16 protein-coding genes are annotated in these 16054 nt (G+C 37.8%); 7 read left to right on the top strand and 9 right to left on the bottom strand.

The window, feature by feature from the left end:
* Positions 1-315: 315 nt before the first annotated feature.
* Together HX124_RS10630 and catM are read right to left on the bottom strand one after the other, a co-directional pair.
* On the bottom strand, positions 316-708 hold the full coding sequence (locus HX124_RS10630; protein WP_107009747.1) for a DUF4440 domain-containing protein: 393 nt from the start codon (positions 706-708) through the stop codon (positions 316-318).
* A gap of 160 nt (positions 709-868) precedes the next feature.
* Positions 869-1786, bottom strand: a complete 918-nt coding sequence (gene catM / locus HX124_RS10625; RefSeq protein WP_107009748.1) for a cis,cis-muconate-binding transcription regulator CatM — start codon at positions 1784-1786, stop codon at positions 869-871.
* A gap of 102 nt (positions 1787-1888) precedes the next feature.
* Between catM and HX124_RS10620 the strand changes: the two genes are divergently transcribed.
* The 7 genes from HX124_RS10620 to pcaD all read left to right on the top strand — a co-directional run bounded on the left by HX124_RS10620 (position 1889) and on the right by pcaD (position 8067).
* On the top strand, positions 1889-2998 hold the full coding sequence (locus HX124_RS10620; protein ID WP_107009749.1) for a muconate/chloromuconate family cycloisomerase: 1110 nt from the start codon (positions 1889-1891) through the stop codon (positions 2996-2998).
* Positions 2999-3012: 14 nt separating this feature from the next.
* Positions 3013-3303 (top strand): muconolactone Delta-isomerase, encoded by a 291-nt coding sequence (gene catC / locus HX124_RS10615; protein ID WP_107009750.1) that lies wholly within the window; start codon positions 3013-3015, stop codon positions 3301-3303.
* 116 nt (positions 3304-3419) lie between these two features.
* On the top strand, positions 3420-4340 hold the full coding sequence (catA, locus tag HX124_RS10610) for a catechol 1,2-dioxygenase (RefSeq protein WP_286384117.1): 921 nt from the start codon (positions 3420-3422) through the stop codon (positions 4338-4340).
* Positions 4341-4470: 130 nt separating this feature from the next.
* The gene (locus tag HX124_RS10605; protein WP_286418690.1) at positions 4471-5142 is read left to right on the top strand and encodes a 3-oxoacid CoA-transferase subunit A; all 672 of its coding nucleotides are present in this window, start codon (positions 4471-4473) and stop codon (positions 5140-5142) included.
* A 20-nt stretch (positions 5143-5162) separates the two neighbouring features.
* Positions 5163-5813 carry a 3-oxoacid CoA-transferase subunit B gene (locus HX124_RS10600; RefSeq protein WP_107007738.1) on the top strand — a complete coding sequence of 217 codons (651 nt, stop codon included), beginning with the start codon at positions 5163-5165 and terminating at the stop codon, positions 5811-5813.
* Positions 5814-5946: 133 nt separating this feature from the next.
* Positions 5947-7149, top strand: a complete 1203-nt coding sequence (gene pcaF / locus HX124_RS10595) for a 3-oxoadipyl-CoA thiolase (RefSeq protein WP_286418688.1) — start codon at positions 5947-5949, stop codon at positions 7147-7149.
* A 141-nt stretch (positions 7150-7290) separates the two neighbouring features.
* Positions 7291-8067 carry a 3-oxoadipate enol-lactonase gene (gene pcaD / locus HX124_RS10590; RefSeq protein WP_107007941.1) on the top strand — a complete coding sequence of 259 codons (777 nt, stop codon included), beginning with the start codon at positions 7291-7293 and terminating at the stop codon, positions 8065-8067.
* A 143-nt stretch (positions 8068-8210) separates the two neighbouring features.
* Here the strand turns inward: pcaD and HX124_RS10585 are convergent, their stop codons facing one another.
* The 7 genes from HX124_RS10585 to HX124_RS10555 all read right to left on the bottom strand — a co-directional run bounded on the left by HX124_RS10585 (position 8211) and on the right by HX124_RS10555 (position 15841).
* Positions 8211-9197, bottom strand: a complete 987-nt coding sequence (locus tag HX124_RS10585) for a TauD/TfdA family dioxygenase (protein WP_286383467.1) — start codon at positions 9195-9197, stop codon at positions 8211-8213.
* A 31-nt stretch (positions 9198-9228) separates the two neighbouring features.
* Positions 9229-9978, bottom strand: a complete 750-nt coding sequence (locus HX124_RS10580; RefSeq protein ID WP_286377474.1) for a class II aldolase/adducin family protein — start codon at positions 9976-9978, stop codon at positions 9229-9231.
* An 11-nt stretch (positions 9979-9989) separates the two neighbouring features.
* Positions 9990-10982 (bottom strand): ketopantoate reductase family protein, encoded by a 993-nt coding sequence (locus tag HX124_RS10575; RefSeq protein ID WP_286383466.1) that lies wholly within the window; start codon positions 10980-10982, stop codon positions 9990-9992.
* A gap of 14 nt (positions 10983-10996) precedes the next feature.
* Positions 10997-11770 carry an ABC transporter ATP-binding protein gene (locus HX124_RS10570; protein WP_286377472.1) on the bottom strand — a complete coding sequence of 258 codons (774 nt, stop codon included), beginning with the start codon at positions 11768-11770 and terminating at the stop codon, positions 10997-10999.
* A complete protein-coding gene (locus HX124_RS10565) occupies positions 11767-13569 on the bottom strand; it encodes a branched-chain amino acid ABC transporter ATP-binding protein/permease (protein ID WP_286377471.1) in 1803 nt (600 codons plus the stop codon). The genes HX124_RS10570 and HX124_RS10565 overlap by 4 nt, the downstream gene beginning before the upstream one ends.
* Complete coding sequence (locus HX124_RS10560; protein WP_286383465.1) at positions 13566-14603, bottom strand: branched-chain amino acid ABC transporter permease; 1038 nt, start codon at positions 14601-14603, stop codon at positions 13566-13568. Before HX124_RS10560 ends, HX124_RS10565 begins: the two co-directional genes overlap by 4 nt.
* A 95-nt stretch (positions 14604-14698) precedes the next feature.
* The gene (locus tag HX124_RS10555; RefSeq protein WP_286383464.1) at positions 14699-15841 is read right to left on the bottom strand and encodes an ABC transporter substrate-binding protein; all 1143 of its coding nucleotides are present in this window, start codon (positions 15839-15841) and stop codon (positions 14699-14701) included.
* Positions 15842-16054 lie beyond the last annotated feature (213 nt).

Below are 16054 nucleotides of genomic sequence, written 5' to 3'. Positions count from 1 at the left end.
TCTCCTTGAATATTTCTAAACTTCTTTATTTTCAAATTACTTAGACAAAGACTTAATTTACTATCCCTTACATTATTTTAATAATCAATGTATTTTTCCATATAATTTTAAGTATATTTTCATACCTTTTTGATATCTTATTTTCAATATATTAATAAATTTACTCTTGAACTCACATTAAAAATAAAAACAGTGCTACAAAGCACAGTTCAAAAAATATACTTCTTCATCCAAAAACATGTATTTATTTTAAGCAAAAAAAAATGGGTTATATTTTTCGATATAACCCACTTTTAAATGTACAAATTTTATATTTTATGCCAGAAAAGTTTCTTGCAAATAACGCCAGTACATTTGCCCTTCTTGCTCAACCAAAAGTACAGAAGCTCGACGGCTTGTTGTACCTGCTTCTTTATGATGTGTTTCGGTATAATTCATCAAAACTGCATCATCTTTTTGCATGATCACTTCAGCATCTGAAATTTCTATTTTTAAATCTGGAATATTTCCTTGATTATTTTTAAATAGTTGTAGAACTTGTTCATACTGGATACGTTTTCCTGCTGCACCCACCATTTCAAAATCTTGTGTGAAATATCCAATTAATTGTTCAAGTTGTTCATCCGTATTTTTTTCATTAAATACTGCTTGAATCAATTCATGTAATGTATACGTGCTTTGAATTGCAGCGTCTTTATTCAGTGCCATAACCTATCCTTATTGAAAGCAAATGATGTATTAATAATACAAAATTAAATGTAATTTTCAATTTAAAAATACAAATTAAATATAAAAATATCCATTCAATTTTGAAATTTCCATAAAAACCCGATGAAAACTAAGTATTCAACCTATATTTTTATCGGAATTAATCCATATCCATCAGCAAGGCAATTTCTTCTGATTCAAAAACTTCTTTAACACAATCTAAAATATTTGGAATATACGCACTCTGATCCATATTTCGAATGGACATTGAAATTGGACTATATGCCTCTAAATCTAAAATCGGGATATATGCTAAATTTTTCATTCCAATTTCACTGGCACTTTGTGGTATCAAGCAAATTCCCTCACCCGAAGATACTAAACCTAAAGCCATATGAATTTCACGTACCTCGACCATATTGTTTGGAACTAAACCTAACTCAGTAAAAATAGATTGAATTAATGTTGAAAAATTTGGCTTTTGGGTTGCAGGATAGGAAAAAATTAATTCGCTAACAATTTCAGATAAATAAACACCTCTATCAATATATTGAGTTAAAAAATGCTGCTTATGTACAGCTAATAATAATTTTTCTTTACGCATTAAAATACGTTTGATTGCTGGATCAGTCAGTCTTAAACGACCAAAACCAATATCAATTTTCCCTAATTTTAAGGCTTCGATTTGGTCTTTTGTTCCACATTCAATGAGTTCTACCTCAGTATCTGGATTTTTTTGTCTAAATAAATAAATGATTTGCGGCAATAATGCATAGAGTAAAGAACTCACATAACCTATACGCACTATTTTACTGACTGCACTGATTCGTTTTGCCATTGAAGTTGCTTGTGCAGTATGCGTTAATATTTGAACAGCATGCTGATAAAAAAACTGTCCTGCCTCCGTAGTTTTCACAGGTCGAGAGCCGCGTTCAAATAATAAAATCCCTAGTTCTTCTTCTAATTTTTGAATTTGACGGCTTAACGGTGGTTGTGCAATACAGAGTTTTTCAGCCGCTTTCGTAATACTCTGCTCTTCAACAACCGTCACAAAGTAGCGTAAATGTCTTAATTCCATTTATATACCTTTTAAGTATCTAAAAATACCAATTTGGCTCTAGTTTAAGATATTACATTAATTTAGGGTATGTAAATAGATCAACACTTAAGAAATATTGCGATGTATAAGTCCATAGAAACATTGCTTGTTGAAATCCCAACCATCCGTCCTCATAAGATGGCGGTTGCAACAATGCAGACACAAACTTTAGTCCTCATCAAAGTCACTACAGAAGATGGCTTTGTCGGTTGGGGTGAAGCAACCACAATTGGTGGTTTAGGCTATGGTGAAGAAAGCCCTGAAAGTGTTAAAACCAATATTGAAACCTATTTTGCGCCATTATTAAAAACCTTAAATGGGCTCAATGTGGCACAAACGATGCAAATCATTAACCGTAATATTAACGGTAATCGTTTTGCTAAATGTGCAATTCAAACAGCTTTGTTAGATATTCAAGCACAACGTCTAGGTTTACCTTTAAGTGAGGTTCTAGGTGGTCGTTTACGTGACAGTATTTCAGTATTATGGGTATTAGCATCTGGTAATACAGAAAAAGATATCGCTGAAGCGCAAAAAATGGTTGAAAGCAAGCGTCATAATGTTTTCAAACTCAAAATCGGTTCTCGTCCTGTAGAAGAAGATGTAGAACATGTTTTAGCCATCAAAAAAGCATTAGGCAATGATGTTTCAATCCGTGTTGATGTGAATCGTGCTTGGTCAGAACTGACTGCAATCAAAGGTATTCAACTGTTACAAGACGGTGGCGTAGACTTAATTGAGCAACCTTGTGCAATCAACAACATTGATGCCATGGAACGCTTAACCCGTAAGTTTGATATTGCCATTATGGCAGATGAATCTTTAATGGGTCCACAAAGTGCTTACGAACTTGCTAAACGCAATGCAGCTTCTGTTTTTGCTGTAAAAGTAGCACAATCTGGTGGCTTAATTGAAGGTTGTGAAGTTGCCAAAATTGCGAATCTTGCAGGTATTGATCTTTATGGCGGCACCATGCTTGAAGGTCCTGTTGGCACGATTGCTTCTGCACACGTATTTTCAACATTCAGTAATTTAGCATATGGTACAGAGTTATTTGGTCCATTATTACTGACTGAACAAATTTTAAAAACTCCACTTCAATATGAAAACTTTGAGCTTAAAATCCCAACAGGTTTAGGCTTAGGTATTGAATTGGATGAAGACAAAATCGACAACCTACGTCGTCAATAATTGAAGGAGTCGTCATGCTTTTCCAAGTAAAAATGGATGTCAATATCCCATTAGATATGCCAGCTGAAAAAGCCAATGAAATCAAAGCCGTTGAAAAAGCATATTCTCACGATTTGCAACGACAAGGTAAATGGCGTCATATTTGGCGTATTACAGGTCAATACTCAAATATCAGTATTTTTGATGTAGAGAGTAATGAAGAATTGCACAACATTTTACAAGGTTTACCATTGTATCCATACATGGACATCGAAGTTGTTGCATTAAACCGCCATCCTTCATCAATTCGTGAAGATGACACCTGATTTTTTAGTATAATTGTATAGTAATAAAACAAGGATTGTTGGGGCAAGGACGCGAGCCAAAAACATTTAGCAAGCACAGCCCCACAGCAACCTTTTCATACTTAAGGAGAATCCGTATGAACCGTCAAGAGATCGATCAATTAGTAAAAAAAATGAACGTAGACACAGCAACAGGTCCTGTTGATGCTCGTGTTCAACAAATTGTTGTACGTTTAGTTTCTGATCTTTTTCAAGCTATTGAAGACCTCGATATTTCACAAACTGAATTGTGGAAAGGTCTTGAATATTTTACTGACGCAGGTCAAGCAAATGAATTAGGTTTACTTGCTGCTGGTTTAGGTCTTGAGCATTATTTGGACTTACGTGCCGATGAAGCTGATGCTAAAGCAGGAATCACAGGTGGTACACCTCGTACAATTGAAGGTCCTTTATACGTTGCAGGGGCACCTGAATCTGTAGGTTTTGCTCGTATGGATGATGGTTCTGAATCAGATAAAGTTGATCTTTTATTTATTGAAGGTCAAGTTACTGATACTGAAGGTAATATTATCGAAGGTGCTAAAGTTGAAGTTTGGCATGCAAACAGCTTAGGTAACTATTCATTCTTTGATAAATCTCAGTCTGATTTTAACCTACGTCGTACGATTTTTTCAGATGCAAATGGTCAATATGTTGCTCAAACAACTATGCCTGTTGGCTATGGCTGCCCACCTGAAGGTACAACTCAATTTGTACTTGATAAACTAGGTCGTCATGGTAACCGCCCTTCTCACGTGCATTATTTCGTGTCTGCACCAGGCTATCGCAAACTTACAACTCAATTCAATATTGAAGGTGACGAGTATCTTTGGGATGACTTCGCATTCGCTACACGTGAAGGTCTAGTTGCAACTGCTGTTGATGTAACAGATGAAGCTGAAATTGCGCGTCGTGGTGCAGATAAAGCATTCAAACACATCACATTCAATGTGGAACTTGTGAAAGAACAAGAAGCTGCGCCAACGACTGAAGTTGATCGTCGTCGTGCAAGTGCATAATGATGATAAAAATACTGTGAAACATTATTAGTTTCACAGTATTTCCTTGTGCCATAATTTTTTATGCATAAGTATTTATTCAAAATATTTATGCATAGCAATTTATGAAAATGTAGATAAGGTTAATCACATGATTGATAAAAGCTCAGCTTCTCTTAAAGAAGCTCTTTCACAGATTAAAGATGGTTCAACCGTCATGATTGGCGGTTTTGGTACGGCTGGACAACCTGCAGAACTGATCGATGGTTTGATTGAGCTCGGCATCAAAGACCTTGTGATTGTTAATAATAACGCAGGTAATGGCGACTATGGTCTAGCTAAACTGCTCAAAGCGGGTGCTGTCCGTAAAATCATTTGCTCTTTCCCTCGTCAGTCTGACTCTTGGGTGTTCGATGAACTCTACCGTGCTGGCAAAATCGAGTTAGAACTTGTACCTCAAGGTAACTTGGCTTGCCGTATTCAGGCTGCAGGCATGGGCTTAGGTCCAATCTACACACCGACAGGTTTTGGGACTTTGCTCGCTGAAGGCAAACCGACCTTAAACTATGAAGGTAAAGATTTCGTTTTAGAAAATCCAATCAAAGCGGATTTTGCCCTCATTAAAGCACAACAAGGCGACCGTTGGGGTAACCTCGTATACCGTAAATCTGCACGTAACTTTGGTCCAATTATGGCAATGGCAGCAGATGTGACCATTGCACAAGTGTCTGAAGTTGTAGAGTTGGGTGCTTTAGATCCTGAACATATCATCACACCGGGTATTTTTGTACAACATGTTGTACAAGTAAAACCTGCTCAATAATTGGCTACGGAGAATTTAAAATGAGTTATACAAAATTAAGCCGTGATCAAATTGCTGAGCGTGTGGCACAAGACATTCCTGATGGTGCTTATGTTAACTTAGGCATTGGTTTACCAACTAAAATTTCAAGCTATTTACCAAGCGACAAAGACGTATTTTTACATTCTGAAAATGGTCTTTTGGCTTTTGGTCCACCACCTGCAGAAGAAGATCGTGACCCTGAACTGATCAATGCAGGTAAAGAATTTGTGACTTTACTGGATGGCGGTGCTTTCTTCCATCACGGTGACTCATTTGCCATGATGCGTGGTGGTCATTTAGACATCGCTGTTTTAGGTGCTTTCCAGATTGCTGAAAATGGTGATTTGGCGAACTGGCATACAGGCGCACCTGATGCGATTCCTGCGGTTGGCGGTGCAATGGACTTAGCCGTTGGTGCGAAAAAAGTATTTATCACCACAGATCACGTAACCAAAAAAGGCGAGCCAAAAATCGTGGCAGAGCTGACTTATCCTGCTACAGGTTTGAAATGTGTAGACCGTATTTACACTGACCTGTGCGTGATTGATGTGACTGCTGAAGGCATGAAAGTGATTGAAAAAGTTGAAGGTCTTTCATTTGAAGAATTGCAGTCGTTGACGGGTGCAAAATTGATTGATGCGACGGTTTAAGACACTTTAGAAATATACAGAATCCCCCTAAATCCCCCTTTTTCAAAGGGGGACTTTGACCAATAAATATTTATTTTTCATTGGAAAGTCTCCCGCCTTTCAGGAGGGATTAAGGGAGGTAAAGGATTTAAAAATGAAAAACGCATACATTATCGATGCCATCCGTACCCCATTCGGTCGCTATGCAGGTGGACTTGCACCTGTACGTACAGATGACTTAGGCGCATTGCCAATTAAAGCTTTAATTGAACGTAATCCATCAGTGAACTGGGAAAAAGTCGATGATGTGATTTATGGCTGTGCCAACCAAGCAGGTGAAGACAACCGTAACGTCGGTCGTATGTCTGCACTTCTTGCAGGTGTGCCATACCAAGTGCCTGCAACCACAGTCAACCGTTTATGTGGTTCATCGCTTGATGCTGTGGCAATGGCAGCACGTGCGATTAAAGCAGGTGAAGCAGATTTGATTATTGCAGGTGGTGTAGAATCGATGTCACGTGCGCCATTTGTCATGGGTAAATCTGAATCTGCTTATGGTCGTGCACAAAAGCTTGAAGACACCACTATGGGATGGCGTTTTATCAATCCAAAACTCAAAGAAATGTATGGTGTTGAAACCATGCCTCAAACTGCGGAAAACGTGGCTGAGCAATTCAACATTAACCGTGCCGATCAAGATCAGTTCGCTTTGACCAGTCAGCAACGTACTGCTGCTGCGCAGGCAAAAGGTTTCTTCGACAAAGAAATTATTGCGGTGACCATTCCACAGCGCAAAGGTGATGCCATTGTTGTTGCAAAAGATGAACATCCACGTGCAACCACCATTGAAGCATTAACCAAGTTAAAACCTGTAGTGAAAGCTGAAGGTACAGTCACTGCGGGCAATGCTTCAGGGATTAACGATGGTGCAGCAGCATTGCTCATCGCTTCTGATGAAGCTGTTGAAAAATATGGTTTAAAAGCCCGTGCCAAAGTGATTGGTGCAACTACTGTTGGTGTTGAACCTCGCATTATGGGCTTTGGTCCTGCACCTGCGATCAAAAAATTGCTTGCTCAAACAGGTTTAAGCCTTGAGCAGATGGATGTGATTGAACTGAACGAAGCTTTTGCAGCACAAGCATTGGCAGTAACGCGTGATTTAGGTATTGCCGATGGTTCAGAGAAAGTCAATCCAAATGGTGGTGCGATTGCTTTGGGTCATCCACTCGGTGCATCAGGCGCACGTTTGGTGATCACAGCGCTGAATCAGCTTGAAGCAACAGGTGGCAAATATGCCCTTTGCTCAATGTGTATCGGTGTGGGTCAAGGCATTGCTTTGATTATTGAACGTGTTTAATCCCTCCTAAGTAAAGTCCCTCTTTAAAAAAAGGGGGATTTAGGGGGATTTTTTATACAAAGATAACTGCTCTTTCTTCCCTCCTTTCTTAAAGGATGAGGAATATCATTTCGCAAGGAGGAAAGAGAATGAGGAAAAAAAATGCCAACATTTACATCCAATGATGCCCAAATTAATTACCAAACTTTTGGTGATGCAAGTCAGCCTGCAATTGTATTTTCTAACTCATTGGGTACAAAATACAGCATGTGGCAACCGCAAATTGATGCATTGCAAAATGATTTCTTTGTGATTTGCTATGATACACGTGGACATGGCGCTTCTTCTGCACCACAAGGTCCATATTGTATTGAACAACTTGGGCAAGATGTTGTGAATTTGTTAGACCATTTACAGGTTGAAAAAGCAACATTCTGTGGTATTTCAATGGGTGGTTTAACGGGTCAATGGCTTGCTATTCATAAGCCAGAGCGTTTTAATCATGTTGTTGTATGTAATACCGCAGCAAAAATTGGACAAGAACAAGCATGGAATGAGCGTGCTGCTTTAGTACGCCAACAAGGTCTGCAAACCATTGCTGCAACTGCGGCATCAAGATGGTTTACGGAAAGCTTTATCCAAAGCCAAGCCGCAACTGTACAATCTTTAAGTAACGACTTAGCAGCTGGCAGCGCAGAAGGTTATGCAAGTTGTTGCGAAGCTTTGGCTAAAGCAGATTTACGTGAAGAATTGAAAAATATTACAGTTCCAGTCCTTGTAATCGCAGGTCAGCAAGATCCTGTAACTACGGTTGCAGATGGTCAGTATATGGTTGATCGCATTGCAAATAGTCAGCTATTTGAAATTAATGCTTCTCATATTTCAAATATCGAATGCCCAACAGAATTTACGCAAGCTCTACGTGGTATTTTGAATTAATTCTGTTTTATTTTTATGTTTCCTCTTCTGATGTAGTGTTTCGACATTACATCTTTTTTTATGTTTTATCCTTTATCTCAAACAAAAAATGCCTCAAATGAACCTTACATTTAAAGCATTTTTTAAATTTAATGTTTAATCTCTTAAGCTGCTTTAACCGCTATACCATTTCTGCCTGGGAACTCTGGCGATAACATACGTGCATTTGGCATTTTTAACCAAAGGCGCAATAATTTACGATTTTTTTCAGGATGTTCATCATCTATAAATCCTGTTCGAGAATGCATCACTGCATAATTATTACAAAATTGGATATCGCCCGATTCTAACATCATATCTAAACGTAAATCAGGATCATGAATAAAATGATCAAAAAGATCTAAAGCTTCTTTTTGAACTTGAGAAATTTTAAAGTTTTGATATTCATGTCCAAGTTCAATATATGCACGCATATAACGACAACTTAATTTATTTTGATAAAAGCTAAAAATAGGCGTAAGTGGTTCAATATCATCACCTAAATGCGCACAAGGCATCGGATGATAAAAATAACTTAGATATTCAGGATATTCGACTAAAATTTTATTATAAATGGTAGCCGCACTGACTAAACTACTCAAACCACCTTCTTTGGCTTTACGAATACAGAGTAGTCCAACTGCATCCGATAAGTCAGTATGATAAGGTAAATAAGCATTTGTCTCATAAACCCGTGTCGATTTTTGGCTTTGATCACCGACATTTTGTACAAAGCCAATCAAGTCCCCTTTTGGATTTTGAGTTACAGGTTCACCCAAATATAAACCTAAACCATAATAAATAATGGCTAATTGTGTTTCAGAGTAGATCTCTGCCGATAAACCTCGCAGTACAAAAAAACCATAACCATTTTCGAGTTCATCTGCCCAATGTGCGATTTCTGCTAATACATCTTGATCATCAATCAAAAAGTCTTGCTGAGTAAAATGTGGTGCAGTTAAATGTTTCGCTTCAACTTGTTTGAGTGCCTGATCAAATACCGTTAAACTATGTGGTGAAAGTTGATAAATCCAATTTTGTTGATTTTGTGCTAAATCCTTACCGATCCATGCAGCTTTTGCTTCAATTTTTTCTTTTAAAATAATACTCATCACATTTTCCCTGTTGATTAAGCTTGTTCTATCAAGCTGTTGTTGCTTGCATTTTACGCACCATCGCATTAAAAAATTTAATGGCAAAACCACTGTCACGAATCAGCATTGCGGTTAGATCTGTGCATTTTTGTTTTACTTCTTCACTTAATGGATAGTCTTCGCCTCCTAGTGCGCCTGCTTGACACTGAATTTCAGCCGCGCGTTGTACAGTCCAAAGTAAGAAAAATGCTTTTTCAATGCTATTTTCTCCTACTGCAATTCCATGATTCCGCAGCACTAAAATATGTTTATCTGCCAAATTTTCAATCATGCGCTGTTTTTCTTCTGCAAATAAAGTAATTCCCTCAAAAGCATGATAAGCCACACGCCCATAGAGTTGCGCACCATAAAAACTATCATAGGAAAAACCATTTTTCTTTTGTACCACTGCGCTAATTGGTGTGGTATGGGTATGAATGAGGCAACGAATATCATGTCGTGCGCCATGTACTGCGCTATGTAAAGCAAAACCTGCTGGGTTTGCATCATATTCAGAGGGTTCAACTTTATGACCATCTAAATCAACTTTGAGTAAATTTTCAGGTGTAATTTCACTATAATTTAGCCCAAAAGGATTGACTAAATAATGATTTTCATCGCCCTCAAGACGTGCTGAAATATGGTTAAAAATGGTTTCTGTCCAACCAAAATAATCGACCAAATGGTAGCAATGTGCCAATTTTACGCGCAGTTCCCACTCCTGCTGACACATACTGATGGGTTTTACACTTGCATTCATAAAAATCCTTTTTAAGGTTGAAGTGATTGTTGACTCAAATAATGTGTAAGATTACAAATATGTTTGGTGACTGGCATCGGACAGTTAAAGCGCTCTGCTAGCTCTAAAACTGCTTCTGCAATACCTGCCATTTCTAAAGGTTGTTTTTTTTGATAGTCATACCACATTGACGTATGAATCTCGCCCATATCTGCACCAAGTTGTAAAAAAGTCATTGGGTCTATACTGATACGGGCGCCATAACTTGCTGCAACTTGCCGTACTTCTTGTGTAATTTGCAACGTAATTTCACGTAAATAAGGATGTGAATAAATATCTTTTAATGTGGCTCCTGCCACAACTGACAAAGGATTTGAACTTAAGTTTGCAATCACTTTCGTCCAAATCTGATCTCGAATATGTTCTGTAATTCGCAACTCAATTTCTGTATCAACAAAGATTTTTTTAACTGCTGTTATACGTGATGTAATTTGATGAGTAGGTTCACCTAAAATCAATAAATACGGATTATTCGACTCAACTTTTCCATAGCTTTTTAGCTCTGCGGTAATAAATACAACCGCACCGATTAAATGTACTAAAGGAAACTGTTGAATTAATTGCTGATCTGCATCTAAACATTTCACTACAGGAATATCTTGTTGTGCTTCCTGCTGATAAAAATACCAAAAAGGAATACCATTCATTAAAGGAATAACTAAACTCTCTGCATGTAAAACATGCTGAAGTGATTGCACAATTTGTGGCAAGGCATTGGATTTTGTGGCAATAAAAACAATGTCTTGCTTATCTAACTGGGTTAAGTCTTCAACCACTTGGTAGGGCTGCACGTGATATTCACCTGTTAAATCTTTAAGATAAATACCTTGCTTTGATAAAACTTGAAAATTTTCACCACGTGCGATCAAGCTAACGCTATCACAACCCGATAAAATAAGTCGTGCTGCTAAGGTGCAACCGATTGCACCTGCTCCTAAAATGGCAATTTTGGCATTTTTTTGCATCACAAAACTCCCTACTAAATTGCCAGAATGTCCTGATGTTTACTGTTAATTCCCAAATAACTTTCAATAATTCTAGGATCTTCAACTAAATCTTGCCCTGTTCCTTGCATAGATAATTCACCCATTTCAAGTACATAAGCATAATCAGCAAGTTTTAGTGCAGCACGAGCATTTTGTTCAACCAATAAAATTGATACACCCTGTCCACGCAATTGATCAATAATTTTAAAAATTTCACGGGTAATTAAAGGTGCAAGCCCCAAACTTGGCTCATCAAGCATTAACAATTTTGGTTTTGCCATTAAAGCACGTCCCACGGCTAACATTTGACGTTCACCACCTGAAAGCGTACCTGCCTCTTGAATACGACGCTCTTTTAAACGAGGAAAAATGGTATAAACTTCATCTAAGGTTTCTTTTAAAGCCCGATCACCATGACGATAACGCTGAAAGCCACCCAGCATTAAATTATCTTCAATCGTCATGGTACTGAAAAGTTCTCTTTTTTCAGGGACAAGTCCTAAACCACGTACCACCATTCTTTCAATTTGTGGGCATTGTTCGACTTGACCATCAAACTCAACCTGACCTTTTGAACCCAACACCCCCATAATGGCTGAAAGTAATGTGGTTTTTCCTGCACCATTTGGACCCACAACAGAAACAATTTGTCCTTCATTCACTCGCATATTAAAGTTCATTAAAGCTTCGACTTTGCCATAAGCGACACTTAAGTTATTGACTTCAAGTAAGCTTTTTCCTTGCGTATTTGCTGTTACGATGCTCATGCTACACCTCCTAAATACGCCTCTAACACCGCCTCATCTTTTTGTACATCTTCTGGTAAGCCTTCTGCAATTTTCTCACCAAACTCCATCACGACAACCTGATCAACCAAGTTCATGACAAAATCCATATCATGTTCAACCAGTAAAATTGCCATGCCTTCAGCTTTTAGTTTGCTTAATAAATCAGCCAAAGCTTGCTTTTCTTTGAAGCGTAAACCTGCTGCGGGTTCATCTAGTAACAATAAACTTGGGTGCGCACACAAAGCACGTGCAATTTCTAAAATACGCTGTTGCCCTAATGCTAAACTGCCCGCTTCGGTATAAAGATATTCACCTAAACCGACACGTTCTAATTGATATTTAGCTTCATTTAAAAGATTGTTTTCTTCTTCACGATCTAAGCGAAATAAAGATGCCCATACGCCTTTTTTGCCACGTAAATGCGCGCCAATCACGACATTTTCGAGCACTGTCATTTCAGGTAAAATTTTGACATGCTGAAAAGTCCGACTGAGTCCTTTTTTCGCGATCTCACGAGAATGCTTGCCATTAATTTTTTCACCTAAAAAAATCACTTCACCACTGGTTGGTACATCGACTCCCGAAAGTTGATTAAACATGGTACTTTTACCTGCACCATTTGGACCAATCAGGGCTAATATTTCACCTGCATGAATTTTTAAATTCATATTGTTATTGGCAACTAAACCACCAAATTTTTTTGTGACATTTTTCGCTTCTAAAATGACTGTGCCTTTGGCAGGTAAATCTAAGCTGGGTAGTTTTTGCGTAGGTTCAGTTAAAACAGTATGTAAATCATTGGCTTTAAAACGCTGAGGAAGTAACTTTACCAACATCGGCCATAAACCAGATGGTGCTTTTTGCATCAACACAACAATCATTAAGCCAAAGACAATCGTTTCATATTGTCCTTCATTACCAAATAATACAGGCATGAGGTCTTGTAACCATTGGCGCATCATTGTAAAAATGCCTGCACCAAAAATTGCACCCCAAATACTACTTACCCCACCGAGTAAAGCCATAAATAGGTAATCAATCCCCATTTGTAGACCAAATGGCGTTGGGTTAATAAAGGACTGATTATGTGCATATAACCAACCAGAAATAGACGCAAAAACTGAAGAAATAATAAATACGACCATTTTTGATCTAAAGGTATTCACCCCCATAGACTCTGCCATAACTTGCCCACCTTTAAGCGCACGAATCGCACGACCTTCTCTTGAGTTAAGTAAGTTTTTAGTCAAAATAATCGCAATAAATAAAATAAACCAAATCAGATAAAACATTTTGTTATTGGTATCTAAGGCATAACCTGCAATCGCAATATTTGGAATATTTGAAATCCCTGAATGCCCACCTAATGTTTCAATGGTTGAGAAAAAATAATATAAAGAAATTCCCCAAGCAATTGTGCCTAAAGGTAAATAATGCCCCGACAGTTTTAAGGTTAATCCACCGACTAAAAGTGCAGAAACCACAGTAATGAATATTCCCAACAACAAGGCTGCCCAAGGACTTCCTCCTGTCCATGCTAAAAATTGTGGAAGCTGCTCTGTCACAGTTAAATACGCTGTTGAATAAGCACCAATTCCCACCAATGCCGCCTGACCAAAACTGGTCATGCCACCAACGCCTGTGAGTAAGACTAAACCCAAAACCACTAAGGCATTTAGACCAATATAATTTAATAATGTGACTTGATAGGTTGGTAGCAAAAAAGGACTGATTGCCATGAGCGCAACAAAGCCCATAAATAAATACTTAGACTTCATTCATGATCCTCCTCAATTTGACGAGAGGTTAAAGACTTCCAAAGTAAAAATGGAATAATCAAGGTAAATACAATGATTTCTTTATAGTCACTTGCCCAAAACATTGAAAATGCTTCAATAATACCAACAACAACAGAACCGATTGCAGCAACAGGAAAGCTTGCTAAACCGCCAATAATCGCGCCCACAAATCCTTTTAAACTGATAATAAAGCCTGAGTCATAATATAAAGTTGTAATCGGTGCAATGAGAATTCCTGCAAATGCCCCCATAAATGCAGCCATCGCAAAAGTGATTTTTCCTGCAAAAATAGGAGAAATTCCCATGAGCTGAGCACCCACTCGATTCACAGCCGTTGCTCTTAATGCTTTGCCGTAGAGTGTTTTACCAAAAAAATACCACAACAAAATAATCATGCTAAAAAAAGCAAATAAGATATATAAAGTTTGACTACTCACAACCAAACTACCAAGCTCAAAAGTCGCTTCGCTAAAGGGTTTAGTTTGCGCACCATTTGGACCAAAAATTAATAGTCCGATTCCGACCAATGCGACATGCACAGCAATCGAAACAATCAGTAGAACTAAAGGCTTAGCAGCCACTAAAGGTTGGAAAAATAAACGATAAATTTGTGGACCTAGCGGTGTAACCACAGCCAAAGCCAATATGACTTGAACAAAAATTGGTAGCTCTGCTAAAGGCAAAAAATACATTGCAGCTGTGATGAGCGCAATATAAAACCCCCATAGACTATGACTCTTTAAATTAAACTTTGCGTTATTTTTTAAACTCACATAAGCATCTATAAGCAATTGCACAACAAAAAATACGACGAGTAACCAGACAATACGGCTTGGTGTTCCAGCTTGAATTGCAGCAAGTGTTAAAGCACCAAAAACACTAAACTCGCCTAAAGGAATAAGTAAAATTCGGGTTACGGTAAAAACCAATAAAATACATAATGCGAGCAACGCATAAATTGCACCACTGGTAATGCCATCTTGCCCAAGAATTAATGCGATATCTAAATCCATAACGCCTGATCCTTGCTATTTTAGAGGCAACACTCCGCTAAGAGTGTTTACACCCTAAATTTTAAATAGCAGATTAATAAATTAAAAAAGATGAATTATTTCAACAACGTCCATTGTCCATTTTTTACTGTAATCATCACGCGTCCACGCTTGTCAAAACCACTATGATCCATTGGTGTCATGTTATAAACGCCTTGTGTTGCAGCCAATTCTTTGGTTTGTTCCAATGCATTGCGTAAAGCTTGACGGAATTTCACATTTCCTGGTTTAGACTGCTTTAATGCAATTGGAATCGCTTTTTCAAGCAACAAACCTGCATCATACACGTTAGCGCCAAAAGTTGCGGGATACTCACCATAAGCCTTTTTATAATTATTCATATATTTCAATGCAATGGCTTTAGATGGATGTGTATTTGCCACCTCATTAATCACCAACATTAAACTTGCTGCTAAAATCGTATTTTCAACTTTTTTACCACCCAGTTTTAAAAATTGATCCAACGCTGCACCATGTGTTTGGTACATTTGCCCACGATATCCACGGTCATATAAAGCCACTTGTGGAGTAACGGCTGAACTTCCTGGTGCTGCCACCAAAATCGCTTGTGGTTTACCTGCAATTAATTTTAGCGCTTGCCCTGTTAATGACGTATCTTGACGTTGAAAAGATTCTTTTTGAGTGACTTTAATCCCTTTCTTGGCTGCTAAGTTACTCACAACTTTGCTCCAGTTTTCTCCATAAGGGTCTGCTGTACCAATAAAACCTAAAGTTTTGATGTTACGCTTCACCATATCATCGACTAAAGCTTCTGCAATCAACTCATCATTTTGTGTGGTTTTAAATACCCATTTACGTTGCTCATTCATCGGTAAAACGACCGTTGATGTACCAACTGGTGCTAATAAAGGAACTTGCGCTTTGGCAATAGTACCGATAACAGCATTGGCATTAGGTGAACCTGATGGTCCAATAATCGCATCAACATTACTTTCATTGATCAGTTTATTGACTGCTTTTACACTGGCAGTTGGGTCACTTGCATCATCCAATGAAATATAAGTGACTTTTTCACCACCAATCATTTTAGGCAGCAAAGCAACTGTATTACGTTGTGGAATGCCGACCATCGCAACAGGTCCAGTGGATGAACTCACCACACCAATACGTATTTCTGCATAACTATTTACTGCAACAGTCGTTAATGCTGAAAGCAGTAATATTTTTTTAATTTCCATATCCTTAACTCCATTTTTCATTATCACAAGTCTCTCGACTTAGCATTTTTATAACATAAATACATGTAATTTTCATGTTAATTTTAAAAATATATATCGAATTTTAAATCGATATAGATGCTATTTTTAAAATTTAGACCATATATTGCAACAATCATCATCCTAATGATTGACTCAGCACAATACACTGATCGAAATTTCAAGTTCTCAAAT

The sequence above is a fragment of the Acinetobacter sp. 226-1 genome, assembly GCF_030329325.1.
Lineage (GTDB): Bacteria > Pseudomonadota > Gammaproteobacteria > Pseudomonadales > Moraxellaceae > Acinetobacter > Acinetobacter sichuanensis.
This window is presented reverse-complemented; position numbering and strand designations above follow the sequence as displayed.